25 protein-coding genes, 11 tRNA genes and 1 rRNA gene are annotated in these 24,147 nt (G+C 40.5%); 34 read left to right on the top strand and 3 right to left on the bottom strand.

Features of this window, described 5'->3' with window-relative positions; translation table 11 throughout:
- The first annotated feature begins 86 nt into the window (after positions 1 to 86).
- Both M3175_RS21230 and M3175_RS21225 read left to right on the top strand, forming a co-directional pair.
- Positions 87 to 1,160, top strand: coding sequence for a D-alanine--D-alanine ligase (locus tag M3175_RS21230; protein WP_251523330.1), 1,074 nt, complete (start codon positions 87 to 89; stop codon positions 1,158 to 1,160).
- A gap of 58 nt (positions 1,161 to 1,218) precedes the next feature.
- Positions 1,219 to 2,595, top strand: coding sequence for a UDP-N-acetylmuramoyl-tripeptide--D-alanyl-D-alanine ligase (locus M3175_RS21225; RefSeq protein ID WP_251523328.1), 1,377 nt, complete (start codon positions 1,219 to 1,221; stop codon positions 2,593 to 2,595).
- Between the two features lie 44 nt (positions 2,596 to 2,639).
- On the opposite strand, the gene M3175_RS21220 is transcribed toward M3175_RS21225, so the two are convergent.
- Positions 2,640 to 3,473 (bottom strand): Cof-type HAD-IIB family hydrolase, encoded by an 834-nt coding sequence (locus M3175_RS21220; protein ID WP_251523326.1) that lies wholly within the window; start codon positions 3,471 to 3,473, stop codon positions 2,640 to 2,642.
- Positions 3,474 to 4,243: 770 nt separating this feature from the next.
- On the opposite strand from M3175_RS21220, the gene M3175_RS21215 reads away from it, so the two are divergent.
- From M3175_RS21215 to M3175_RS21195, 5 genes are all read left to right on the top strand, one after another.
- Positions 4,244 to 4,936 carry an alpha/beta hydrolase gene (locus M3175_RS21215; protein WP_251523435.1) on the top strand — a complete coding sequence of 231 codons (693 nt, stop codon included), beginning with the start codon at positions 4,244 to 4,246 and terminating at the stop codon, positions 4,934 to 4,936.
- 340 nt (positions 4,937 to 5,276) lie between these two features.
- Positions 5,277 to 6,761, top strand: coding sequence for a degradosome RNA helicase CshA (gene cshA / locus M3175_RS21210; RefSeq protein WP_251523324.1), 1,485 nt, complete (start codon positions 5,277 to 5,279; stop codon positions 6,759 to 6,761).
- 97 nt (positions 6,762 to 6,858) lie between these two features.
- Positions 6,859 to 7,818, top strand: coding sequence for a UV DNA damage repair endonuclease UvsE (gene uvsE, locus M3175_RS21205; protein ID WP_251523322.1), 960 nt, complete (start codon positions 6,859 to 6,861; stop codon positions 7,816 to 7,818).
- A gap of 74 nt (positions 7,819 to 7,892) precedes the next feature.
- Entirely contained in the window at positions 7,893 to 8,369 is a 477-nt protein-coding gene (locus M3175_RS21200; protein WP_251523320.1) for a PH domain-containing protein, read from the top strand.
- Positions 8,362 to 9,825 (top strand): PH domain-containing protein, encoded by a 1,464-nt coding sequence (locus M3175_RS21195; protein ID WP_251523318.1) that lies wholly within the window; start codon positions 8,362 to 8,364, stop codon positions 9,823 to 9,825. Before M3175_RS21200 ends, M3175_RS21195 begins: the two co-directional genes overlap by 8 nt.
- A gap of 8 nt (positions 9,826 to 9,833) precedes the next feature.
- Here the strand turns inward: M3175_RS21195 and M3175_RS21190 are convergent, their stop codons facing one another.
- On the bottom strand, positions 9,834 to 10,556 hold the full coding sequence (locus M3175_RS21190; protein WP_251523316.1) for a rhomboid family intramembrane serine protease: 723 nt from the start codon (positions 10,554 to 10,556) through the stop codon (positions 9,834 to 9,836).
- Between the two features lie 122 nt (positions 10,557 to 10,678).
- Between M3175_RS21190 and acpS the strand changes: the two genes are divergently transcribed.
- The 14 genes from acpS (at position 10,679) to M3175_RS21120 (ending at position 21,776) form a co-directional block, all read left to right on the top strand.
- Positions 10,679 to 11,035 (top strand): holo-ACP synthase, encoded by a 357-nt coding sequence (gene acpS / locus M3175_RS21185; protein ID WP_251523314.1) that lies wholly within the window; start codon positions 10,679 to 10,681, stop codon positions 11,033 to 11,035.
- Positions 11,036 to 11,207: 172 nt separating this feature from the next.
- The gene (locus tag M3175_RS21180; RefSeq protein WP_251523312.1) at positions 11,208 to 12,224 is read left to right on the top strand and encodes a LolA family protein; all 1,017 of its coding nucleotides are present in this window, start codon (positions 11,208 to 11,210) and stop codon (positions 12,222 to 12,224) included.
- Between the two features lie 123 nt (positions 12,225 to 12,347).
- Positions 12,348 to 13,517: an alanine racemase gene (alr, locus tag M3175_RS21175; protein ID WP_251523310.1), complete on the top strand. Its 1,170-nt coding sequence runs from the start codon at positions 12,348 to 12,350 to the stop codon at positions 13,515 to 13,517.
- A 199-nt stretch (positions 13,518 to 13,716) separates the two neighbouring features.
- On the top strand, positions 13,717 to 13,998 hold the full coding sequence (locus M3175_RS21170; RefSeq protein ID WP_066060032.1) for a CopG family ribbon-helix-helix protein: 282 nt from the start codon (positions 13,717 to 13,719) through the stop codon (positions 13,996 to 13,998).
- Positions 13,999 to 14,002: 4 nt separating this feature from the next.
- Positions 14,003 to 14,353, top strand: a complete 351-nt coding sequence (gene ndoA / locus M3175_RS21165; protein ID WP_019156408.1) for a type II toxin-antitoxin system endoribonuclease NdoA — start codon at positions 14,003 to 14,005, stop codon at positions 14,351 to 14,353.
- 308 nt (positions 14,354 to 14,661) lie between these two features.
- On the top strand, positions 14,662 to 15,495 hold the full coding sequence (gene rsbRA / locus M3175_RS21160; protein WP_251523309.1) for an RsbT co-antagonist protein RsbRA: 834 nt from the start codon (positions 14,662 to 14,664) through the stop codon (positions 15,493 to 15,495).
- Positions 15,492 to 15,848 carry an STAS domain-containing protein gene (locus M3175_RS21155; RefSeq protein WP_119706363.1) on the top strand — a complete coding sequence of 119 codons (357 nt, stop codon included), beginning with the start codon at positions 15,492 to 15,494 and terminating at the stop codon, positions 15,846 to 15,848. The genes rsbRA and M3175_RS21155 overlap by 4 nt, the downstream gene beginning before the upstream one ends.
- A gap of 4 nt (positions 15,849 to 15,852) precedes the next feature.
- Positions 15,853 to 16,254, top strand: a complete 402-nt coding sequence (locus M3175_RS21150) for an anti-sigma regulatory factor (RefSeq protein WP_251523307.1) — start codon at positions 15,853 to 15,855, stop codon at positions 16,252 to 16,254.
- A gap of 12 nt (positions 16,255 to 16,266) precedes the next feature.
- Complete coding sequence (locus tag M3175_RS21145; protein ID WP_251523305.1) at positions 16,267 to 17,277, top strand: PP2C family protein-serine/threonine phosphatase; 1,011 nt, start codon at positions 16,267 to 16,269, stop codon at positions 17,275 to 17,277.
- A 56-nt stretch (positions 17,278 to 17,333) separates the two neighbouring features.
- Complete coding sequence (locus tag M3175_RS21140; RefSeq protein ID WP_251523302.1) at positions 17,334 to 17,663, top strand: anti-sigma factor antagonist; 330 nt, start codon at positions 17,334 to 17,336, stop codon at positions 17,661 to 17,663.
- Positions 17,660 to 18,133, top strand: a complete 474-nt coding sequence (rsbW, locus tag M3175_RS21135; protein ID WP_251523300.1) for an anti-sigma B factor RsbW — start codon at positions 17,660 to 17,662, stop codon at positions 18,131 to 18,133. Before M3175_RS21140 ends, rsbW begins: the two co-directional genes overlap by 4 nt.
- Positions 18,111 to 18,911, top strand: coding sequence for an RNA polymerase sigma factor SigB (gene sigB, locus M3175_RS21130; RefSeq protein WP_251523298.1), 801 nt, complete (start codon positions 18,111 to 18,113; stop codon positions 18,909 to 18,911). Before rsbW ends, sigB begins: the two co-directional genes overlap by 23 nt.
- Positions 18,905 to 19,492 carry a PP2C family serine/threonine-protein phosphatase gene (locus M3175_RS21125; protein WP_251523433.1) on the top strand — a complete coding sequence of 196 codons (588 nt, stop codon included), beginning with the start codon at positions 18,905 to 18,907 and terminating at the stop codon, positions 19,490 to 19,492. The genes sigB and M3175_RS21125 overlap by 7 nt, the downstream gene beginning before the upstream one ends.
- 112 nt (positions 19,493 to 19,604) lie before the next feature.
- A complete protein-coding gene (locus M3175_RS21120; protein WP_251523296.1) occupies positions 19,605 to 21,776 on the top strand; it encodes a Tex family protein in 2,172 nt (723 codons plus the stop codon).
- A 31-nt stretch (positions 21,777 to 21,807) separates the two neighbouring features.
- Here M3175_RS21120 and cmpA read toward each other — a convergent pair whose 3' ends face one another.
- Positions 21,808 to 21,921: a cortex morphogenetic protein CmpA gene (gene cmpA / locus M3175_RS21115; protein WP_251523294.1), complete on the bottom strand. Its 114-nt coding sequence runs from the start codon at positions 21,919 to 21,921 to the stop codon at positions 21,808 to 21,810.
- A 104-nt stretch (positions 21,922 to 22,025) separates the two neighbouring features.
- Between cmpA and M3175_RS21110 the strand changes: the two genes are divergently transcribed.
- The 13 genes from M3175_RS21110 to M3175_RS21050 all read left to right on the top strand — a co-directional run.
- A complete protein-coding gene (locus tag M3175_RS21110; protein ID WP_251523292.1) occupies positions 22,026 to 22,487 on the top strand; it encodes a SprT family protein in 462 nt (153 codons plus the stop codon).
- 140 nt (positions 22,488 to 22,627) lie between these two features.
- Positions 22,628 to 22,703, top strand: a tRNA-Asn gene (locus tag M3175_RS21105).
- A 4-nt stretch (positions 22,704 to 22,707) separates the two neighbouring features.
- Positions 22,708 to 22,798: transfer RNA gene (locus M3175_RS21100), tRNA-Ser, on the top strand.
- Positions 22,799 to 22,827: 29 nt separating this feature from the next.
- Positions 22,828 to 22,899 (top strand) — tRNA-Glu (locus M3175_RS21095).
- A gap of 29 nt (positions 22,900 to 22,928) precedes the next feature.
- Positions 22,929 to 23,004 (top strand) — tRNA-Asp (locus M3175_RS21090).
- 6 nt (positions 23,005 to 23,010) lie between these two features.
- Positions 23,011 to 23,085: transfer RNA gene (locus M3175_RS21085), tRNA-Gln, on the top strand.
- A 33-nt stretch (positions 23,086 to 23,118) separates the two neighbouring features.
- Positions 23,119 to 23,194, top strand: a tRNA-Lys gene (locus tag M3175_RS21080).
- Between the two features lie 60 nt (positions 23,195 to 23,254).
- Positions 23,255 to 23,339: transfer RNA gene (locus M3175_RS21075), tRNA-Leu, on the top strand.
- Positions 23,340 to 23,400: 61 nt separating this feature from the next.
- Positions 23,401 to 23,486 (top strand) — tRNA-Leu (locus M3175_RS21070).
- A 73-nt stretch (positions 23,487 to 23,559) separates the two neighbouring features.
- A tRNA-Arg gene (locus tag M3175_RS21065) sits at positions 23,560 to 23,636 on the top strand.
- 10 nt (positions 23,637 to 23,646) lie between these two features.
- A tRNA-Pro gene (locus M3175_RS21060) sits at positions 23,647 to 23,723 on the top strand.
- A gap of 19 nt (positions 23,724 to 23,742) precedes the next feature.
- Positions 23,743 to 23,816 (top strand) — tRNA-Gly (locus tag M3175_RS21055).
- Positions 23,817 to 23,926: 110 nt separating this feature from the next.
- Positions 23,927 to 24,147: ribosomal RNA gene (locus M3175_RS21050) — 16S ribosomal RNA — on the top strand; the annotation flags it as partial.

Below are 24,147 nucleotides of genomic sequence, written 5' to 3'. Positions count from 1 at the left end.
CTACATAAATGCACAGAAGTACGGTTCCTTTCTTAAAATAGATAGTGGTAAAATAGTAAAGGCAATGACTATATGGAGGTACGTTTATGAAAACGAAGTTAGGGTTATTATACGGTGGAAAATCTGCTGAACATAAAGTGTCGTTACAAACCGCATTAGCAGTCATTAATGCACTTGATCATAGCAAGTTTGAAATACATCCTATTTATATAACAGAAGAAGGTAGCTGGGTAAGTGGGGGGCTATTAACTGGTCCGGTTGAAACGGTAAAAGAATTAATTTTTACAGAAGGTGATGCGCTCCCACCAACTGCTTTAACACCTGCGTTATCAAGCAAGGGAGAAGAATCTGGCTATGATGTCATTTTCCCACTTCTTCACGGTCCGAACGGAGAGGATGGAACCGTTCAAGGATTACTAGAACTGTTAAATCTACCTTATGTAGGAAATGGAGTTCTCTCTTCTTCTGTAGGTATGGATAAAGTCTTAATGAAAAATGTATTTGCGCAAGCAGGTTTGCCTCAGGTGAACTATGTATCTTTTATCCGCAGCAGTTTTGAACAAAATACAGAAGAGGCTTATCATCAGGTAGAAGCAGAGCTTGGCTATCCTTGCTTTGTCAAACCAGCAAATCTTGGATCAAGCGTTGGAATTAGCAAATGTTCAAACCGTGAGGAACTTGCGGTAGCATGTAATGAAGCATTCCAATTTGATCGTAAAATCATTATTGAACAAGGTGTGACAGCAAGAGAAGTTGAAATTGCTGTATTAGGAAATGATTACCCTGAATGCTCAGTTGCAGGAGAAATTGTACCTAAGGTTGAATTTTACGATTATAAAGCAAAATATGAAGATGGAAATACAGCTTTAATCATTCCGGCTGAAATTAGTGAGGAAGAGTACAGCCAGTTGAAGGAATTAGCGATAAAAGCATTTAAAGCACTGGATTGCTCAGGATTAGTTCGTGCCGATTTCTTCTTAACAAAAGACGGAAAGGCATATATTAATGAGGTTAATACGATGCCTGGATTCACACCGTTTAGCATGTTCCCACTTCTTTGGAAGCATACTGGCGTGGAATATCCAAGGTTAATTGAAAAGCTAGTGGACCTTGCCAAGGAGCGTCACGCGGAAAAGCAAAAAATCAAGTATACGTTTTAATGGAGGCAAGGCAAGTAATTGCCGTGTTTTCCTACATCATTGAGTGGGAGGTATGACAGTGATAAAAAGAACCATTAAAAAACTAACAGAGATGATGACGGTCATAAATGAAGTGGGTCCGTTTGAACAGGTGGAAATTTCTGGAGTCTCCATTGATTCGAGGAAGATTGATAAAGGGAATTTATTTGTCCCTTTTAAAGGAGCCAATTCGGATGGTCACCAATTTGTTGAAGCAGCTATTCAAGATGGTGCGGCTGCTGCACTATGGCAAAAGGATGTGCCTAACCCCCCGGTTGGACTTCCGATTCTAATCGTTGAAGATACGTTAGAGGCCTTACAGCAGCTTTCACGTAGTTATCGAAATGAGCTTAAAGTTAAAGTAGTAGGGATTACAGGCAGTAACGGGAAAACGACAACGAAGGATATGACAGCGAACCTTCTTTCTCTTTCGTATAAAGTACAAAAGACGGAAGGCAATTTTAATAATCATATTGGCTTGCCATTAACGTTGTTAAGATTAGAAGAGGACACGGATATTGCGGTTGTTGAAATGGGAATGAGTGCACTAGGGGAAATTGAGTTTTTATCAAAACTAGCAAAACCAGATGTTGTGATCGTGACTAATATCGGAGAATCCCACTTACAGGATTTAGGTAGCAGGGAAAATATTGCGAAAGCAAAGCTCGAAATCGTTTCAGGAATCAATGAGAACGGCTTGATTGTTTATAATGGAGACGAGCCACTTCTACGTAAGGGGCTATCCAATTATGTGGGAAGTGCTGAACTTCAAACATTTGGTCGTTCTAGTGAAAATACCTTATACCCTGTATCAATAGTTCAAAAGGATGACGGTAGTACGTTTACGATGAACAAGGGTAATGAGGAGTTTCATTTACCAGTTCTTGGTACCCATAATATTTTAAATGCTTTAGGTTCTATGCTAATTGCGAATTACTTTGATGTTCCATTTGAAAAGATGAATGAGGGCTTTGCTCAATTGAAACTGACAAGCATGCGAATGGAGCTTGTTTCTGGAGTAAAAGGCGAGAAAATCATCAATGATGCTTATAATGCAAGTCCAACTAGCATGAGGGCAGCAATTGATCTCGTTACCACTCTTTCTGGATATGAGAAAAAGATTCTTATTCTCGGTGATATGCTTGAGCTTGGACCAAATGAGGAGAATTTTCATTATGAAATAGGGTCAGGTGTGAATAAGGAAGCAATCGATTATGTATTTACATATGGTAAGCGTGGTCAATTCATAGCAGAGGGTGCAAGATCTGTACTCCCAGAGGATCGAGTAAAAGCTTTTGAAAATAAACAGGAGTTAATCTCCGAACTAAAGAAATACACGGACGATAAAACTCTTTTGCTTGTGAAAGCATCAAGAGGAATGCGTCTGGAAGAAATAGTTCAAGAGTTGCAGAAATAAAATAGAACAAACGTCCCGGAACTTTTTCCGGGACGTTTGTTAGTTTACTTAGTTACGACCTTTACCTTCGAAAGAATAAATTCCTCAACCACTTGAGCAACACCATCATTATTATTAGTTTCTGTTACGTGATTAGCGATTTCTTTGATTGCGTCTGGTGCGTTCCCCATTGCGACGCCAAGGCCGGCAAATTCAATCATAGTAATATCGTTGTAACTATCACCGATTGCAATCACTTCTTCAGCAGCAATTCCAAGCTTTTGAGTTAACTGATGTAGGCTTGTTCCTTTTGTTACGTTCAGAGCCGTGAATTCTAAGAAGAAAGGCTTCGAACGGAACACACTTACTTCTTCTCCTACTTCTTTAACAAGCGTTTGTTCAACATCTACGAGAACATCAGGATGTGCAAGCATCATCGCTTTTACAACAGGCTCTGTGATGGTTGCCTTAAATTGATCTACGATTTGCATCGGAAGCCCTGTAATCGTAGCTTCAATATCCGCATACTCGTTAGGTTCTTCGATGACAATGGATTCATCTTTATAAGATAAAATTGCCACACCTTCTCGTTTGCTCAGGTCGTATAAACGATGAGCCATTTCACTTGAGATGGTAGAATTAAACATTTCTTCATTCGTTTTAGCATTGATAATTTTTGAGCCGTTAAAGGAAAGTATATAGCTTCCGTATTGATCTAGTTGTAAATCCTTCGCAATGGAGACCATCCCGAATGTTGGTCGACCAGAAGCCAGAACCACTTTTACCCCAAGCTCTTGCGCGGCCATTAATGCTTCTTTGTTTCTTTTTGAAAGAGAATGTTCGTCATTGAGCAAAGTATCGTCTAAATCTAACACAATCATTTTGTATGGAAGAGTCATAATAACATCCTTTCTTTAAAGCGTTACTCTATCATCCTACTACATTATGACTCTCACGAATAGCAGAAATCATTGGAGAATAAGTAAAAGAAGTATCTCAATGACCCCTTGGAGCGGAAAGCTATGGTCGAAGGTAAGAGAGAGGGTTTGTCAGTGCCCATTGGAGGAGGAAACTGAGGAGAACGGTAAGAGAGAAGGCGTGTCAGTGCCCATTGGAGGAGGAGCCCGAGGAGAACGGTAAGAGAGAAGGCGTGTCAGTGCCCGATGGAGGAGGAAACTGAGGAGAACGGTAAGAGAGAAGGCGTGTCAGTGCCCATTGGAGGAGGAAACCGAGGAGAATGGTAAGAGAGAGGACGTCTCAGTGCCCATTGGAGGAGGAGCCCGAGGAGAACGGTAAGAGAGAAGGCGTGTCAGTGCCCATTGGAGGAGGAGCCCGAGGAGAACGGTAAGAGAGAAGGTGTGTCAGTGCCCATTGGAGGAGGAAACTGAGGAGAACGGTAAGAGAGAAGGCGTGTCAGTGCTCATTGGAGGAGGAAACCGAGGAGAACGGTAAGAGAGAAGGCGTGTCAGTGCCCATTGGAGGAGGAAACCGAGGTCAACGGTAAGAGAGAGCACATCTCAATGTCCTACTCTGACAAAATAACAACCCCAACAGTTAATAAATCCTGGGTAACCCTTAAAAGTGTAAAATTACATTAAATACATCTTTCATTTACAGAAATAGGGTGTAAAATAGAAATGTAAAGTAATTGGTAAAGGGTGAGAAAAAGGTGATTGGTTGTCTATGTATCCATGGTTTTACCGGTGCACCTTTTGAGGTGGAGCCGTTAGTTTTATTTTTACAGAAACATACAGACTGGCGAATTGTTACACCGACTCTTCCTGGACATGGTGAAACCCTACAACTAAAGGGTGTCGCCTACCATGATTGGATTGATCACGCCGAAAGAGAATTAAAGTCTCTTTTAGAAACATGCGATGAAGTGTATGTGATTGGTTTTTCAATGGGTGGAATGATTGCTAGCTATTTAGCGGTTCATTATCCAGTCGATAAACTGGTTTTATTGAGTGCGGCTGCCTATTATATGAATCCAAAGCAGCTGGCGGTAGATATAAAAGAAATGGTGAAAGATACGTTTAGAGGCGGGTTATTGGAAAATGAAATGTTCCTCCGTTATAAACGAAAAATAAAGGAAACACCAATAGCAGCGACGATGCAATTCAGACGGTTAGTATCTAATGTTCGACCGTTGCTGCCTGACATTCACATACCAACCTTTATTGCACAAGGAAATGTGGATGGAATTGTCCCTCCTAAAAGTGCTCGTTTCCTTTTTGATCGAATCAGTGCGACGGAAAAGAAAATGGTTTTTTATCAGAATGCGAAGCACCTGATTTGCCACTGTCAGGAGAGAAATGAACTGTTTGAAGAAGTGTTATCGTTTCTTAAAGGGGAGGAATAGGTGGAATCCTATTTCATTGCATTCAGTTCCTTAAGATGGTAAGATAACTTCAAAGTGACAACGAGAAGGATGACTTTCGGACATACTCCACTTGGGGAATGTCTTTTTTCACTTTTATATACTTGTTCACTTTATAGTGATTAAGACGGTTGGGTGTGTAACCTAACTTATAGATGCTAAATTACCTTATACATAGTGAAACTTCTGATTGCTCTTTTTTACCTAAAGAGCACTTTTCATAAGATGCCGTATGCAGAGAAAGTTTCACTTCGTCCCCCTTAGGACGGGGAAAGTGGACACGGGATAATATTTTCGTTACAAAAGGAGATTGGTAACATTGATGACAAAGTTTCAAGATTTAGGTATTAGTCCAGCAACGATGAAGTCGTTAAAGAGAATGGGCTTTGAGGAAGCGACTCCTGTACAAGCACAAACCATTCCGCTTAGCTTGGAAAACAAGGACTTGATCGGGCAAGCGCAGACGGGAACTGGAAAAACAGCTGCCTTTGGAATTCCTTTAATCGATAAGATTGATGTTAACTCAAATGTGGTTCAAGGAATCGTTATTGCACCAACAAGAGAGTTAGCGATCCAAGTATCTGAAGAGCTATACAAAATTGGCTACGGAAAACGAGCAAGAGTTCTTTCCATTTATGGTGGGCAAGATATCAATAGACAAATCCGTGCTCTGAAGAAATTCCCTCAAATCATTGTCGGAACTCCAGGAAGAATTCTTGATCATATTAACCGAAAAACACTTCGCCTTGAAAATGTACATACCGTGATTTTGGATGAGGCAGATGAGATGTTAAACATGGGCTTTATTGAGGATATTGAGTCTATTCTTGCCCAAACTCCAGAGGAGCGTCAAACTCTGTTATTCTCAGCAACGATGCCTGCACCAATTCAACGTATGGCTGAGAAGTTTATGAAGAACCCTGAGGTTGTTAAAGTAAAAGCAAAGGAAATGACAGTCCCTGCCATTGAGCAATTTTACTTAGAGGTTCAGGAAAAGAGTAAGTTTGATATCTTAACGCGCCTATTGAATATTCAAGCGCCAGAGCTTGCAATTGTCTTTGGACGTACAAAGCGTAGAGTAGATGAGCTTTCCGAAGCCTTAAATTTACGTGGGTATATGGCTGAAGGAATTCATGGTGATTTAAGCCAAGCAAAACGTATGTCTGTTTTGAAAAAGTTTAAAGAAGGATCCATTGATGTGTTAGTGGCAACAGATGTTGCTGCACGTGGACTAGATATTTCTGGTGTTACTCACGTGTACAATTTCGATATTCCACAAGACCCTGAAAGCTATGTACACCGTATTGGTCGTACAGGTCGTGCGGGTAAAACAGGTATGGCGATGACGTTAATTACCCCAAGAGAAAAATCATACCTATCAGTGGTAGAAAAAACGATTAAGAGAAAGATGGAGAAAATGGTGCCTCCGACATTAGATGAGGCATTAGAAGGGCAGCAAAAAGCGGCCATCGAAAAAATTCTTCAATCAATCGAATCTGAGAACTTACAATATTATAAGCAGGCGGCCGATGAGCTTCTAGAGCAACAGGACGCATCTACAATCGTGGCAGCGGTACTCAAAATGCTAACGAAGGAGCCGGATTCAACACCGGTGACGTTAACCGAAGAGAAACCATTACCAATGAAAAAAGACTTCCGTAGTAATGACCGCCGTGGTAAATACGATTCTAAAAACAGAAGCAAAGGTTCTTTTAAGCCAAGACAAGGCCAAAGTCAAGGTAACCGCCGTCACAGCCACAGCGGTTCTAACCGAAATGATTCAAGATCAAACAGCTATAATCGTTAATATTAAAGCCCTAACCATCCTGGTTAGGGCTTTTTGGTATACTACTTTAAAATTGCCACAAACTATGCAAAAACATGATAACGTAGGTGATTCTAAAATGATTGTTCGACTGGGGTATGTGGCGATGAGTGTAGAGCTTCAAAATGCCTCACCTTCACAAACCATGACATTTAAGCAATTTTCGCAAATTGCTGACCGAGAAGCTGCTATTCAAAAACTAGAGCGAATAGCAATAAATAATCTATCCAACTGCCTGCGACTTCTTAAGCATAATGTAGCGAATGAGATTCATTTCTTTCGCTTTAGTTCCAAACTCATTCCGCTTGCTAACCATGAGGAATTGTCGGACTGGAAGTATATGAGACCCTTAAAAGGGATATTGCAAGAAATCGGGCAATATTTACAAGAGCATCCAATCCGTGTGGATTTCCATCCGGATCATTTTGTCCTGCTGAACTCGAAGAGCACCGATATACTAAATAATTCGATTAAGACCCTTGCAATGCATGAAGCTTTGCTCAAAGGGATGGGTATTGACCCAGAACATCGTTGTGTCATGCATGTAGGCGGTGCATACGAGGACAAAGAAAAAGCACTTGAGCAGTTTATACATAACTGGGCTTATGTTCCGGCTTCCATCCAGCGTATGATTATGCTAGAAAATGATGATACCAGCTTCCATCTCGAACATACCTTGTACTTATGTGAAAAGTTAGGGATTCCACTAGTGTTTGACTATCATCACCACTTAGCCTATCACGAAAATCCAGAATGGGAAAAGGAATGGGATCGAGTGGTTTCCACATGGAGTTTTTCAAAGTTACCCATTAAGATGCATATTTCTAGTCCAAAGTCTGAAAAGGAATATCGTGCCCATGCGGATACGATTGATCGAGAGATGTTTCTGCATTTTTTACATACAATTAAAGGCTCTGTTAATGAGATACATTGTATGATTGAGGCGAAAAAGAAGGATGCCGCGCTATTTCAACTAGTAGATGATTTAAAGGAAGAAAAAAGCATAAGCTGGATGGATCAATCAAGTTTTGAAATTTAATAATGAAACTTATTTCCTGCTCAAACCGTATGACAGAGAGAAGAGTTTATATGGAGTAGGGGGAACTTGCAAATATGAACGAACCACAGAAACGAATTTCAGACAAGGCCCTTTCAGTGTGGAGAATAACAGGAGCCATTACTTCTGCCATCATGGCGATTATGGCAGGCGGCGCGATTTGGCTATCCAATGTCTTTTCATGGCCTGTTTGGGTTGTAATGGCTGCAGTTGGAGCAATCATTCTGCATGTTTATTTATATGTGTACCTTTTTCCTTTATTACGTTGGAAGCGGTGGCGTTATGAGGTAAGAGAGCAGGAAATCGAGCTTCAACAAGGTGTGTTTGTTGTAAAGAGAACGCTTGTCCCGATGATAAGGGTACAACATGTTGATACGAGACAAGGCCCACTTTTAAAAAAATACGGACTTGCTACGGTTGATGTATCTACAGCGGCAACCGTACATGAAATCCCTGCTCTTCCGGTGGAGGAGGCAGAAGAGCTGCGTCAATTTATTTCAAGATTAGCAAGGGTGGCGGATGAAGATGTCTAATTCGAAGCGACTTCATCCCATAGCAGCAGTCACGAATTTTATTAAGCAACTGAAAGAGCTGATTATTCCGTTTATCGCCTTCTTTGTGTTTGGAACAAAGGCCTCAGAGGGTGATCTTTGGTTTTTTACTGGGTCTATTGCCATCGTCATAGTAGTGCTTGGAATAGGCGTATTAAATTGGCTCCGCTTTTCCTATCGATTGGAAGAGGGGGAGCTGCGAATGGAGTATGGCCTGCTCGTAAGGAAGAAGAGATATATTCCATTTGATCGCATTCAAAGCCTTGATTTTTCTGAAGGTATTCTTCATCGGCCATTTGGACTTGTCAAAGTGAAGGTGGAAACCGCTGGATCTAGTGGGACAGCAGATGCGGAAGCGGTATTAACCGCCATAACGAAGGACGAAGCGAATCGGATTCAAGAAATTATTGCTCAAGCGAAAGGGAAGCTTGTTGAAGAGACTTTTGATACGGAAGTTGCGAACAAAGCAGAACGTGTGGAAGAAAAGGTTGTTTATAAAATTAGCTCTAAAGAACTTCTTTTGTTAGCTACGACCTCTGGTGGGGTGGGGGTGGTTCTTTCTGCGATGGTGGCATTTTTGTCTCAGTTAGATGATCTGATTCCTTATGAAAGTGCCTATCATGAAGTAGAAAAAGTGATATCAAATGGTATCGTCATCGTTGCTGTACTCGTTTTTCTAGGGTTCTTACTCGCTTGGGTGGCAGCTTTAATTGGAACAATGGTAAAATTCGCTCAATTTACGGTTAAGAAAACAGAAAGAGAAATCATTATTTCAAGGGGCTTGTTAGAAAAGAGACAAATCACCATTCCTTTGAATCGAATACAAGCCATTCGAATTTCAGAAAATATTCTAAGGCAGCCCTTTGGACTATGTTCGGTTTATATGATTAGTGCAGGTGGTTCTGTAAGAAATGCAGAGGGGGCGAAGGTGCTTTTATTGCCAGCTGTGAAAAAGGCGCAGGTTGCTCATATCCTGCAGGAGCATCTTCCGATTTCAACGACTTCACAGCCATTTAATTCACCGCCGAAACGTTCTCTTCCAAGGTATTTGCTGCGTGGATCATTGATCGTTGTTCCGTTTGTGATAGCTGCGATAGCCATTTTTAAACTATGGGGCTTATTGTCCATTTTGCTTTTCGTGTTCTCTAGTGCCTGGTCTTATTTAATATACAAAGATGCGGGTTGGGGAATTGAGGGTCAGCAGCTGAATATCCAATATAGAGGGCTTATTAAACATACCCTATTTATGAAAAAACCTAATGTTCAATCACTGGACTATAAAGAAAGTATCTTTCAAAGAAGAAAGAATCTAGCAACAATGACAAGCCTCATTAAATCGGGGATGGGAGCAATCGGAGGGACGATTGTTGATATTGAAAAGGAGGACGCCAAAGAGATTTATCAATGGTATTCTCATAGCCAAAAAGCGCCTTTTTGAGGCGCTTTTTATCTGCTTAGTAATCCAATTAATGCTAGGAAAATGAGCAATGCAAGCAGAATGGATGTGGGGCTCCATTTCTTGGGACTGCGTGAGGAAGTGAGTGTTCTTTTGGTGATTCTTTGAAAGGAGGTGGTAAGCTCTTTTCCGCGGTCAATGGCAAAGGAGCCTAGAATAAGTCCGGCAAGAAGTCCGAAAATATGAGCAGTCACATTGACGTTTGCGTTAACAAATGTCATGATTACACCGATTACGACAATCGCTAACACCACCTGTGTGTTTTCACGAGAAAGCATTTCCTTCCGAAAAAAGATCATCGCTAAATAAATCCCGAACAATCCAAAAATCGCTCCACTTGACCCGACATGTGTGTAGGTTAATGGTTTTAAAAATAAGGTAGCAAGGTTTGCTAAAATACCTGTTGATAAATATAGGGTGATAAAGCTTTTTCTTCCGAGGAGATGCTCGAGCCCGGGACCAAACAACACCAGTGAAAAGCTATTAAATAAAAGATGTGGAAACCCGCTATGAAGGAAGATAGGCGTCACCAACCTCCAAAGTTCACCTTCCATAATGTAAAGATTCACACCAGCTAACCTCTCAAAAAGCAGACCACCTGGAAAGAAAGGGAGAACCATAAGCAAGTACAAAACAATATGAATAAAGACAATACCGGTTATAATGGGATAATAACGGGTAAAATCTTTGAAGCTCTCCGTTCGGATAAACATAAGAACCCTCCAATATTTTCATTTATACTATCATAACTGTTTCGTGTTGATAATACACGTGATTACCCTACAGTTTGTACACCATATGCATCGTAATAAATTTTTAGAAGGAGTTGCTACGTTTGATTTCGGGAATAGGTATTGATATCGTGGAGCTTTCTCGAATTGAGGAGCTTAGTACAAGGCAAAGCAAGTTCGTCGATCGAATACTAACACATAAAGAAAAAGATAAATATCAAACATATAACGGAAAAAGAAAAACGGAATACTTAGCTGGGCGATTTGCTGCCAAGGAGGCCTTTTCTAAAGCAGTTGGAACGGGGATTGGTGAATCGTTATCCTTTTTAGACATCGAAATTCAGTCGGATGAAAAAGGGCAACCGATGATTGTCAAACCCTTTAGTGAGGGGGTATACCTCTCTATATCACATAGTAAAGAGTATGCAGTTGCGCAGGTGGTCATTGAAAAAAATAAATAGCTTGTTCTAATCGTTGGACATATTCCCCAAGGTTGTCTCATATATTCATAGTGCAACAGAAGAGCGAGGGATGGCGGCGAGTTTCTTTAGCGGTTACTCAACAACCGTAAGAGGTCATATCCTTCCCTCACCCTTCTTACTACGAAGAAATGAAACTAAAGGGGTTGAAGGAATGAGGAAGAAATTATTATTGCTATTCGCCGGGCTAATGGCAGTACTTATGTTAGCCGCCTGTGGATCTAAATCACAAGAAGATGTGGTGAAGGATTTAAGCGGGAAGGTTGAAAGTTTGAAAGGGTATAAGGCAGATGCCACAATGACTTTGCAAATGGGAACTGAGCCTCAAACGTATGATGTGCAAATTTGGCACAAAGCTCCTACTTACTATCGAGTAAATTTAAAAAATGCTCAAAAAGACCAAAGTCAAATGATTTTACGTAATGATGATGGAGTGTTTGTATTAACACCAGCACTTAACAAGAGCTTCCGCTTCCAAAGCGATTGGCCGGAAAATAGCAGCCAGGCGTATTTGTATGAATCCCTGATTGAGGACATTATTGCTGATAAGGAAGCCAAATTTAGTTCGACTAAAGAGCATTATGTGTTTGAAACAAAGACTAGGTATCAAAACAACAAGATGCTACCTTACCAAGAAATTACTTTTAAAAAGGATTTAACACCTGTAAGCGTAAAAGTAATGGATCCTGACCGAAAGGCATTAGTCACCGTCGAATTTACCAATGTGAAATTTGATGCAAGCTTTGATGCGAAGGATTTTGATATGGCTAAAAATATGACAGGTGCCCAGCTTGAAGTTCCTGTTATGACAAATGTAAAAGATGAAGCGTTCACGGTGATGTATCCAACAGAAGAGATTGCTGGTGTGGACTTAATCGAAGAAAAAGAAGTAAAAACCGAGAATGGAAAACGTGTAATTTTAACATATGATGGTGAAAAGAGCTTCACGCTTGTGCAGGAAAAAGCCATTGTTGCCGAAGCGTCGGTTACATCAACGACAGTTTCTGGGGAACCGATTGATCTTGGGTTCACGATTGGCGCCGTGTCAGGAAATACAATTTCATGGACGTATCAAGGTGTAGACTACATGCTTGCCTCTAATGACTTATCCGAAGAAGAAATGGCTATGTTAGCAAGGTCTGTTCAAGTACAAGCGGATGTAAGTAAATAAATAATCAACAGGCTTCCTTTTGTGGAGCCTGTTCTTTTGCATGGATAAGAAAGTTGACAATCAAGGTTGTGAATTCGATAATCGTAAGTATATGTAAGACCGGAAGTAGAAGGAAGTGTAGATATGAGTCACAATACTATGTTTTATCGAGATACATGGGCAGAAATTCATTTAGATAAAATCATGTATAATGTTACGCAGTTAAAAAAACATTTGCCCAATCATGTCCAAATGATCGCGGTGGTTAAAGCCAATGCGTACGGTCATGGTGATGTACAAGTGGCAAGGGCGGCTTTAGAGGCAGGGGCCACCTATTTGGCTGTTGCGTTTTTAGATGAGGCGATTGCTTTAAGGAAAAAAGGAATAATAGCACCAATCCTTGTGTTAGGAGCCAGTCGTCCGGAGGATATACCAGTCGCTGTTAAAAATAATATTACATTAACTGTATTTCGATATGAATGGTTACAGCAAGCAAAGGGAATGTTAGGTGAAGGAGAAAAATTATCTATTCATATAAAAATTGATACAGGTATGGGAAGAATTGGTGTTCGTTCAAGGGAGGAATTGACATCCATTGAGGAGCTATTAGAATCAAGTGGATGTTTCCTTTTTGAGGGTATCTATACTCACTTTGCTACAGCGGATGAGCTAGAAGAGAGCTATTTTCGAAAGCAGCTCTCTCAATTTCACGAGCTTTTATCCTATTTAAGGGTGAAACCGGACATGGTCCATGCGAGCAACAGTGCTGCATCCTTTCGTTTTGGTGAGGCCTCATTTAATGCGATTCGGTTTGGCATTGGGATGTATGGGCTCACTCCATCATTAGAAATGGAATCAGTACTACCGTTTCCGTTACAACAGGCATTTTCTCTTCATACTAGGCTTGTTCATGTGAAAAAGTTAGAAAAAGGGGAATCGGTTAGCTATGGTGCCACGTATACGGCTCTTGAGCCTGAGTGGATTGGCACGTTACCAATTGGTTATGCGGATGGTTGGATCCGAAAACTACACGGACAAGAGGTACTGATTGAAGGAGACCGAGTACCGATTGTCGGTCGGATTTGCATGGATCAATGCATGATTAGATTACCTAAAGAGCTTCCCGTTGGAACACTCGTTACACTTATTGGAGAACAAGAAGCGGATTTCATTTCGATGAATGAAATTGCAACCAAACTAGAGACAATCAATTATGAAGTTCCTTGTATCATTTCAAGTCGTGTGCCTAGAATTTATAAAAAATATGGAAAAATGGTTGAGCAAAGAAACGATATTTTACAAACGTATGTATAGTTGAAACCCTTTTAGAATAAGGATTTATAGAAAAAGCACCATATTTATGCATCTTTGGAGACTTCATGAATAAAAGGGTAATTTTTTGGTGGATAATACTGAAGTATGACTTATTCCCCTTTGCATTGTTGTGGATTGGTGTTATTATAAAATATGGTAGAGATAAAATGGTGTGTAGTGATGGTGGAGGTGTATGTTTGTGTCTGAGTCCAGCGCAACAACAGAAATTATGGTGAAATTACCGCAACATCTTTTAACCGAATTGGACGGTTTTGTGAAACAGGAGAATGTGAACAGAAGCGAATTCATTTATCAAGCTACTAAAATGTACTTGCGTGAGCGGAAAAAGAGACAAATTCGTGAATCCATGAGAAGAGGCTACATGGAGATGGCGAAGATCAACTTAACAATTGCTTCAGAAGCGTTTCAAGCGGAGTATGAGGCAGAACACACAGTTGAACGTCTAGTAAGTGGGGGATAATCCTTTGATTGTCAAACGTGGTGACGTTTATTTTGCAGACCTATCCCCAGTTGTTGGTTCCGAGCAAGGTGGCGTTCGTCCAGTTCTTGTGATCCAAAACGATATCGGGAATCGGTTCAGTCCCACAGTGATTATTGCAGCCATTACAGCTCAAATTCAGAAAGCGAAACTGCCTACTCACGTTGAAATTGATGCGAAACGCTATGGTTTCGAACGAGATTCAGTTATCCTGTTGGAACAAATTCGTACAATTGATAAACAACGTCTGACCGATAAGATCACTCATCTCGATGACGAAATGATGGAGAAAGTGGACGAAGCTTTACAAATTAGCCTAGGTCTAATTGAATTCTAAAAATACGCTCTACAAAGGGCGTTTTTTTATTGTATGAAAAAGAGATCATAGTGTGCAAAAAAAAGGATGGCCGAGTGCTATCCTTTTTTTTGTTCCAATCCCTATGTTGCTAATCGGGCCCTTCTATGTTTAGATACTCGAAAAAAAGGGTATGTAACAAAGTCGCAATATTGTCATAATTAGTTTAAGCTTTCGCATAAAATTGATATCATTACTGATAGGTTCATAATTTGGGTTTTAATCTTACGTTACAGTTTAAAGACAACCCGTTTTAATAGAACTTATCATGTTAAAATTGGGAGGATATAATGAACAAAGCTATTGAACAGTATATTCAAACGAATCGGGAAGAGATACTAACAAAGTGGATCGAGAGCATGAGGGAAAAATCTGACGAACGGGTTCTAAAGGTAGTTTCTGACCAAGTATTCGTAGGGACAAGCCGAGAGTTCATTGATCTAATCGTGTCTAATCTACAGGATTCTGATGAAAAGTATAGTGAAAAGCTTGTAGAGTTTGCTGAAAAAGTAGTTAGGCTTGCGTGGCCATTAAGTTTTGTTACGGACGGATTACGAGACTTTGCAAGGATTGCTTTTGAAGGAATGAGTGCAACAGGCAATGTAAATGAAGAGAACCGAATGGAAATCATTTATGACTTTGATAGCTGGATAAGTCCAATGACAAACGAAATTGTTAACGTATACTCTTCGACTTGGGAGCGTACGGTATCACTCCAAAAAATCGCTCTTCAAGAATTATCTGCTCCTTTAATTCCTGTGTTTGAGGGCATTTCAGTTATGCCACTAGTTGGGACGATAGACACGGAGAGGGCAAAACAGATCATGGAAAGCTTGTTAAATGGAGTGGTAAGAAATCGCTCAGAAGTTGTTCTTATAGATATTACGGGTGTTCCGGTCGTTGATACAATGGTCGCTCATCATATTATTCAAGCAGCCGATGCAGTTAGGCTAGTTGGGTCTAAATGTATGCTAGTAGGGATTCGTCCGGAAATAGCACAAACCATCGTCAACCTTGGGATTAATTTAAATCAAATTACAACTAAAAATACACTAAAAAAGGGAATCGAGTCAGCCCTTGAAATAATGAACAAGAAGATTATCAGCACGGGGGGAGAAAATTGAGGATACCCATTCTAAAATTATACAATTGCTTACTAGTATCGATTCAATGGGAATTGGACGATCAAACGGCCCTTCAATTTCAGGAAGATTTGCTTCATAAAATACACGAAACAAGCGCTAATGGTGTTGTAATTGATATAACTTCCATTGATTTTATTGATTCATTCATCGCAAAGGTGCTTGGTGATGTAATTAACATGTCTAAACTTATGGGTGCTAAAGTTGTCATTACAGGTATTCAGCCAGCGGTGGCGATTACTCTTATAGAGTTAGGAATTGGTTTAGATGACGTCCTAACAGCTTTGGATCTAGAAAAAGGTTTGGAGAAATTACATCAGGAATTGGGGGAATAACCGAATGGGAATCCAATCCTGCGTAAAAATCATTAATGAATGGGACATCGTTGCAGCTAGGCAGCTAGGCCGAAATGTGGCAAAAGAGCTTGGATTTGGAACTGTAGATCAGGCCAGAATCACAACTGCTATTAGTGAATTAGCGAGAAATATTTATTTATACGCTGGTCAGGGCCAAATCTGCATTGAAAAATTATATGAAAACGGTAAAGCGGGATTGAAGGTAGTGGCGATAGACAATGGGCCGGGTATAAAGGATATAAGACAAGTAATGGAAGATGGATATTCGACCTCAGGTGGTTTAGGAGCTGGATTGCCAGGTGTCAAACGCTTGATGGATGAGTTTGGAATTAACTCAACGCCAGGTGATGGAACAGAGATAACGGCAACTAAGTGGGTACGTTAAGGGGGAACATTTATGGATTTTCGAGAATTGATGGAGGCAAAATATCGGCACATACTTGAAAAATACATAAACGAACCTTCTGAACAAGTATTGTATCAGGGCCAAAAGTTCAGTAGAAAGTCTATCGAACATCGAATCTCTCCTGAGGAAATCATCAGTTTACATAAAACGCTTATGAATGACATGTATCCAGAATTACCAGAAGAAGTATCGCTTTCCTTTGATATGTTACTAGAAGTGATGCTAGGCTACGGTCTAGCTTATAGAGAGCATCAAAGCTTGCGCCATAAGCAGCAGGAACTAAGAACGGAAATGGAGATCGCTGCAAATGTACAACAAACCTTATTAGGAACGAATGTCCCTTCCGTTCCTTGGCTTGATATAGGGGCTATTAGTGTTCCAGCCAAGCATATGAATGGAGATTATTATCACTTTGTTCAAGATGAAACGAATAATATAAGTATAGCGATTGCCGATGTGATTGGGAAAGGAATCCCAGCCGCCTTGTGTATGTCCATGATTAAATATGCGATGGATAGCCAACCGGATGATCAACAAGAACCGAGTAAGGTGTTAGAAAATCTCAATCGGGTCGTTGAACAAAACGTGGATCCTAGCATGTTTATTACCATGTTCTATGGTGTGTATCATCCTAGAAAGCATACGTTTGCCTATTCTTCTGCAGGTCATGAACCGGGATTTCTATACCGTGCACAATCAGGAGAATTTACTGAAATTGAGGCAAAGGGTTTGCTGTTAGGAGTAGAGAAACGAACGAAGTATAAGCAGTATGAGCAAGCAATAAATGTTGGAGACATGATTATCTTGATGTCAGACGGTGTGACAGAATGTCGTTCAGAAGAAGGGTTTATTGAAAAAGAAACATTAATCTCTTATATAAAAAAATATATCCATTTGCCCGCGCAAGAGATTGTAACCAACATATATAAAGAGTTAGAAAAGCTACAACACTTTCAATTGCGAGATGATTTTACGTTAATAATCTTGAAAAGAAATGTTTAAGTACTAATTTTTCAGGGTATCGAATAATAGCAATTGACTTGTAAAGAGGTGGGAATATGAACATAAAGTTAGATATCACGGAAAATAATGATCGTGTTGCTGTGGATGTAACAGGGGAAATTGATGTTTATACGGCACCGAAGCTAAGAGAAACACTGTTTCCTCTATCTGAGAGAGACGGAGTGAACATGATTATTAATCTTTCTGGAGTAGAATATATGGACAGCACAGGCTTAGGTGTGTTTGTTGGAACGTTTAAAAATGTGCGCTCGAGTAATGGGGAATTTCAGTTAGTTGGACTTTCTGATCGGTTAAAGAGACTTTTTGAGATCACCGGGCTAGCTGATATTATGAATATTAGCCAGATTGAGGGTGAACCAAAATGACGGAAGTTTGTGACTACATTGAAATGAAAATTCCTGCTAAGCCGGAATACGTAGGTGTAATTCGGTTAACATTATCCGCCATTGCAAGTCGGATGGGCTTTTCGTTTGACGAAATTGAAGATTTGAAGATTGCTACAAGTGAAGCGATCACGAATGCGGTTCAGCATGCCTATAAAACAGGGAAGCTTGGAGAGGTTGCAATAGGTTTTGGGTCATATAGTGATCGACTAGAAGTCATCGTGGCTGATAGCGGAAAGAGTTTCGATTTTCAATCGGCTCGAGAAAAGGTAGGTCCTTATCGTGGGAATGAACCAGTTGAGTTTATGCGTGAAGGAGGCCTAGGGCTTTACTTGATAGAGACGCTGATGGATGAAGTAATCATTCATGAGAATGAGGGTGTGACGGTTTTTATGACCAAATACCTAGAAGGGGAGCAGGTGGAGAGGAATGCAGAACAAATCTCAACCTAATTCGCTATCAAAAGAAGAAATTCATCGATATATAAAAGCGTATCAGCAAAATCAGGATGATGAAGCCCAAAATCAGTTGGTTCTGCATTATAAAAGCTTAGTTGAAACGATTGCCCGAAAGTACTCAAAAGGAAAATCCTATCATGAGGATATTGTCCAAGTGGGGAATATTGGTCTTTTAGGTGCTATGCGAAGGTACGATGAGAATTTTGGGAGAAGCTTTGAAGCTTTTGCTGTACCTACCATTGTTGGAGAAATCAAGCGGTTTTTAAGAGATAAAACTTGGAGTATCCATGTTCCCAGAAGAATCAAAGAATTAGGACCAAGAATCAAAGCGACGGTTGAAGAATTAACAACTACTCTCCAGCGATCGCCAAAAGTATGGGAAATTGCTGAAGCCTTGCAAGAAACCGAAGAGGATGTACTAGAAGCAATGGAGATGGGCAGAAGTTATCAGGCGTTGTCTGTGGATCATTCCATTGAGGCTGATTCGGATGGAGGGACGGTCACGTTATTGGACGTGGTAGGAAATATAGATGAAGGTTATGAAAAAGTGAATCAAAAACTCGTACTAGACAAGGTTCTGCATGTTCTAACAGACAGAGAAAGGGAGATTATCCAATATACGTATTTGGACAATCTAAGTCAAAAAGACACGGGCGAAAAATTAGGTATTTCACAGATGCATGTGTCAAGATTGCAAAGAAAAGCGATCAAAAAGCTTCAAGATGCCATTCGCTCAGATCATAACAGCTCGGGCTCGGAGTGCTTATCGTGACGCAGCCAATAGATGTGATTGTTCAACAAACAACTAAGGAAGGTAAGTATGAATGCGGAGATAGCTATTACTACGTTCTCCAGGATGATTATTTTACCTGTGTCGTCGCAGATGGTCTGGGCAGTGGAAAACTAGCAAATGAGGCATCTTCAGCAGTGGTTGATGTTGTCCAACAATATCATGATGAAGATGTTGAAGAGTTAATGAAAAAATGCAATCAGGCTCTTTTTCAGAAAAGAGGAGCTGCGGTAGCGGTACTAAAGGTTTTTTTTCAAACAAAAGAATTTCACTATAGTTGTGTAGGAAATATCCGTTTCTTTTTATACTCGGATAAAGGTGAACTGACATATCCGCTACCCGTCTCAGGATATTTATCAGGAAAACCAGTAAGATTTAATACAAAGAGATATTCTTATTCTTCAAACTCAAGATTTCTTATACATTCGGATGGCATCACGCCAAATGGAATAAAATCACTACTAAGCTCTGGATTGTCCAATGAATGTATTGCGAACCAACTAAGGGAGCGGTTCACTTCAAAAATGGATGATTCAACATTTATTATAGGGACATTGCATTAGAGTTACCTGTACATAAAGGGGTAGCTCTTTTTTGTTAGAAGCATTCATTTTGTTGCTCTAGAAATCTTTGATAAAATAAGGAAAAAGACATTCGTGTTGGAGGATAAGTACATTGGATCAAACAATAGATAAGCGTAAGGAACTCTTACAAACGGTAGCCAAAGAGCAGAATTTAAATTTCAAACAAGTGAACAATGTCATTTCATTACTTGAAGAAGGAAACACTTTACCGTTCATTGCCAGATACCGTAAAGAACAAACGGGTGCATTGGATGAAGTGCAAATTCGTGACATTATGGAACGTTGGCAATACATACAAAACCTTGAGCAAAGAAAAGAAGAGGTTATTCGGATTATTGAAGAACAAGGGAAGCTGACGGTCGAGTTAAAAAGCCAGATAGAAAAGTCTATTAAGCTTCAAGAGGTGGAAGATTTATATCGTCCGTATAAACAGAAAAGGCGTACAAAGGCAACTGTAGCGAAAGAAAAAGGATTAGAGCCTTTTGCGGAATGGTTAGTAACCTTCCCTGTAAATGGTTCAATAGAAGAGAAGGCGAGTGAATTTTTGTCGGACGAGCTTGAGGTTCTCTCTATTGAAGAAGTCATAAACGGGGCGAAGGATATTATCGCTGAGTGGGTTTCAGACGATGCAGATTCAAGAAAATGGATTAGAAGCGAGACTGCTAAATCTGGTTTTGTTGAAGCTGCCGTTAAGGATATGGAAAAAGACGAGAAAAAAGTTTATGAAATGTATTATGAATATTCGGAGCCTATTAGCAAAGTGGTTCCCCATCGTACGCTTGCTCTCAATCGCGGGGAGAAAGAAGATATTTTACGTGTTGCGATTAAGCCGAATGTGGAACGTAACATGGGCTATTTAACGAAAAAATGGATTAAGAATTCTAATTCATTTGTTGCTGAAACGGTTATTGAGGCAGTTGAAGATGGCTATAAGAGATTAATTCAACCTTCTATAGAAAGAGAAATTCGTAATGAGCTAACTGAAAAAGCAGAAGAAAGAGCGATCCATATATTCTCTGAGAATTTAAGAAATCTTCTGCTTCAACCACCTTTAAAAGGAAAGGTTGTTCTTGGGGTGGATCCAGCGTATCGAACAGGATGTAAGTTAGCTGTAGTGGATGAAACAGGGAAGGTCCTTCGAATTGACGTGATTTATCCTCACCCACCTGTATCGAAGAAACAAGAAGCAGAGAAAAAGTTTAAAGAAATCATTGAAACCTATGAAGTTGAGATGGTAGCAGTAGGAAATGGAACGGCTTCTCGGGAAACAGAACAGTTTGTAGTGGATATGCTCAAAGATCAAAAAAGAGAGATCTATTATTTAATTGTGAATGAAGCGGGTGCTAGTGTTTATTCAGCTTCTGACTTAGCGCGTGAAGAATTCCCTGATTTTCAAGTGGAGGAGCGCAGTGCCGTTTCTATTGCCCGACGCTTGCAAGATCCATTAGCAGAATTAGTAAAAATTGATCCGAAATCAGTTGGTGTGGGTCAGTATCAACATGACGTATCTCAAAAGAGATTATCTGAATCATTAACTTTTGTCGTGGAAACCGCTGTTAACCAAGTAGGTGTGAATGTAAATACAGCTTCAGCCTCGTTGCTTCAATATGTGGCTGGTCTTTCAAAAACCGTTGCAACCAATATCGTTAAGAAACGTGAAGAAGAAGGAAAGTTTGTCAATCGAACACAGTTAAAGAAAATTCCGAGGTTAGGTGCAAAAACCTATGAACAAGCGATTGGATTTCTACGCGTTATTGATGGAAAAGAACCGCTTGACCGCACAGGAATCCATCCGGAAAATTATCAAGCAGTTAAAAATCTTCTAAGTAAATTAGGTTTTACCTCTGCTGACCTAGGTTCTGAAGCACTAAAAACAACCTTATCAGCTGTTGACATAAAAGCTATTGCGGCAGAGCTTGAGATGGGAGAATTAACACTAAAGGATATCCTCGATGCGTTAGTTAGACCAGAAAGAGATCCGCGTGACGAACTTCCAGCGCCATTATTAAAGAAAGATGTATTAAAACTTGAGGACTTAAAAGTGGGAATGGAGCTTCAAGGAACCGTTCGAAACGTAGTGGACTTCGGAGCCTTTGTTGATATTGGAGTAAAGCAAGACGGGCTTGTGCATATTTCTAAACTAAGTAATCGCTTCGTAAAACATCCACTCGATATTGTTTCTGTTGGAGATGTAGTCACCGTGTGGGTGGATAGTGTGGACCAACAAAAAGGCAGAGTAGCTTTAACGATGCTACAACCTTAAAGGCTGAGCTAGACAAAGGAAACACCGTTCATCATGAACGGTGTTTTTTTCTGTAAAAAAACCAACATTGGTTAAGAAGTTTTATTTGATAGGCATTTTTCTCTAAAAATGCTTTCTGCATCTGATTTTGAAACCAAGTAGGCATAGACATACCTCCTAGCACAAATTTCAAGGGGTATATTCAATGTATGCTATAATGGGTTGTCATGTTCGTAGAATTTTTATTTAGTTAGGAACGGAGGTGGACGTATGGAGGATAAAGAGTTACAAAAATTAGTTGAGGAAATTTCCTTACAGTTTTTTAACAAACCCTTTCGACATACTGCTTTTTTTAATCCCCGTCTTCGAACTACAGGTGGACGTTATATGTTGAGGTCTCATCATATTGAAATTAATCGAAGTTATCTAGAACAGCTTGGAGAGCAAGAATTAATTGGTATCATTAAGCATGAATTATGTCATTATCATCTGCATTTAGAGGGAAAAGGCTATCAACACAGAGATCATGACTTTAAAACACTTCTTAAAAAAGTGAATGCACCACGATTTTGTGCCACTCTCCCAAACCGCCCTGAAGTGAAATCAGCAAAGACTGTTCGTATATATCAGTGTTCTGGATGTGAGCTGCAGTATAGGAGAAAAAGAAGGATCAATACAACAAAGTATGTTTGTGGAAAGTGCCGGGGGAAGTTAATTGAAATTCATGTTTGACAGGTGGAGAAAAAGATGTTAAATTATTATTCCGTGACTGACATGGGCGAAAAAAAGTAATTTAAATTTCCCCTTGACTTTCACAGCTTGGCTCAATATAATATAAAGAGTCGAGATTACGACACGAACACTTTTCTTATTCCACAGTAGCTCAGTTGGTAGAGCATTCGGCTGTTAACCGAACGGTCGCAGGTTCGAGTCCTGCCTGTGGAGCCATTTTGGGGAAGTACTCAAGAGGCTGAAGAGGCGCCCCTGCTAAGGGTGTAGGTCGGGTAACCGGCGCGAGGGTTCAAATCCCTCCTTCTCCGCCAGTAACTTTCATTATCATTATTAAAAATATGGCCCCTTGGTCAAGCGGTTAAGACACCGCCCTTTCACGGCGGTAACACGGGTTCGAATCCCGTAGGGGTCACTTCTAAATTATTATACTAGCAAAAATATGGTCCCGTGGTGTAGCGGTTAACATGCCTGCCTGTCACGCAGGAGATCGCCGGTTCGATCCCGGTCGGGACCGCCATATTGTTGGGCTATAGCCAAGCGGTAAGGCAACGGACTTTGACTCCGTCATGCGTTGGTTCGAATCCAGCTAGCCCAGCCATTTTTTTATTTTAAGGGGTTTTTTCATTAGTACGAGCCATTAGCTCAGTCGGTAGAGCATCTGACTTTTAATCAGAGGGTCGAAGGTTCGAGTCCTTCATGGCTCACCATAGTTTTTTTGCTTAAGTAGAGTTTTTCACTTCAGTAAAATAACTTTCATTTATCATTATGCGGGTGTGGCGGAATTGGCAGACGCACTAGACTTAGGATCTAGCGCCGCAAGGCGTGGGGGTTCGACTCCCTTCACCCGCACCATTTATTTCTAGTTGATTGACTGGGAGAAATCATATATAATATATTCTATCGCTCTTAATGAGCGGTCGTGGCGGAATGGCAGACGCGCTAGGTTGAGGGCCTAGTGGGGGCAACCCCGTGGAGGTTCAAGTCCTCTCGGCCGCACCAAGAAAACTATAAAAAAGTGTTTGACATTAAAATGTCGTTATGATATTATATAAAAGTTGCTTCTTTAAAAAGAGCGCCCGTAGCTCAATTGGATAGAGCGTCTGACTACGGATCAGAAGGTTATGGGTTCGACTCCTTTCGGGCGCGCCATTTTGAATAACGGGGAGTAGCTCAGCTTGGTAGAGCACTTGGTTTGGGACCAAGGGGTCGCAGGTTCGAATCCTGTCTTCCCGACCATCTTATAAAATATTAATATGCGGGTGTAGTTTAATGGTAAAACCTCAGCCTTCCAAGCTGATGTCGTGAGTTCGATTCTCATCACCCGCTCCAACAAATCAAATTGTTCTTTGAAAACTAAACAAATCATACGTCAACAAAAAATGATTAGTGTTGAAATATACACTAGCCAACGTTTTAACTTTAAGAGCTAATCTTACTCTTTATTGGAGAGTTTGATCCTGGCTCAGGACGAACGCTGGCGGCGTGCCTAATACATGCAAGTCGAGCGGATCTTTGGGAGCTTGCTCCCAAAGGTTAGCGGCGGACGGGTGAGTAACACGTGGGCAACCTGCCTATGAGATCGGGATAACTCCGGGAAACCGGGGCTAATACCGGATAATTCTTTTCTACACATGTAGAAAAGCTGAAAGATGGTTTCGGC

Origin of the sequence: Robertmurraya korlensis (genome assembly GCF_023715225.1) — a bacterium.
Lineage (GTDB): Bacteria > Bacillota > Bacilli > Bacillales > Cytobacillaceae > Robertmurraya_A.
The sequence above is the reverse complement of the archived record's forward strand: the minus strand, read 5'-3'. Positions and strand labels throughout refer to the sequence as shown.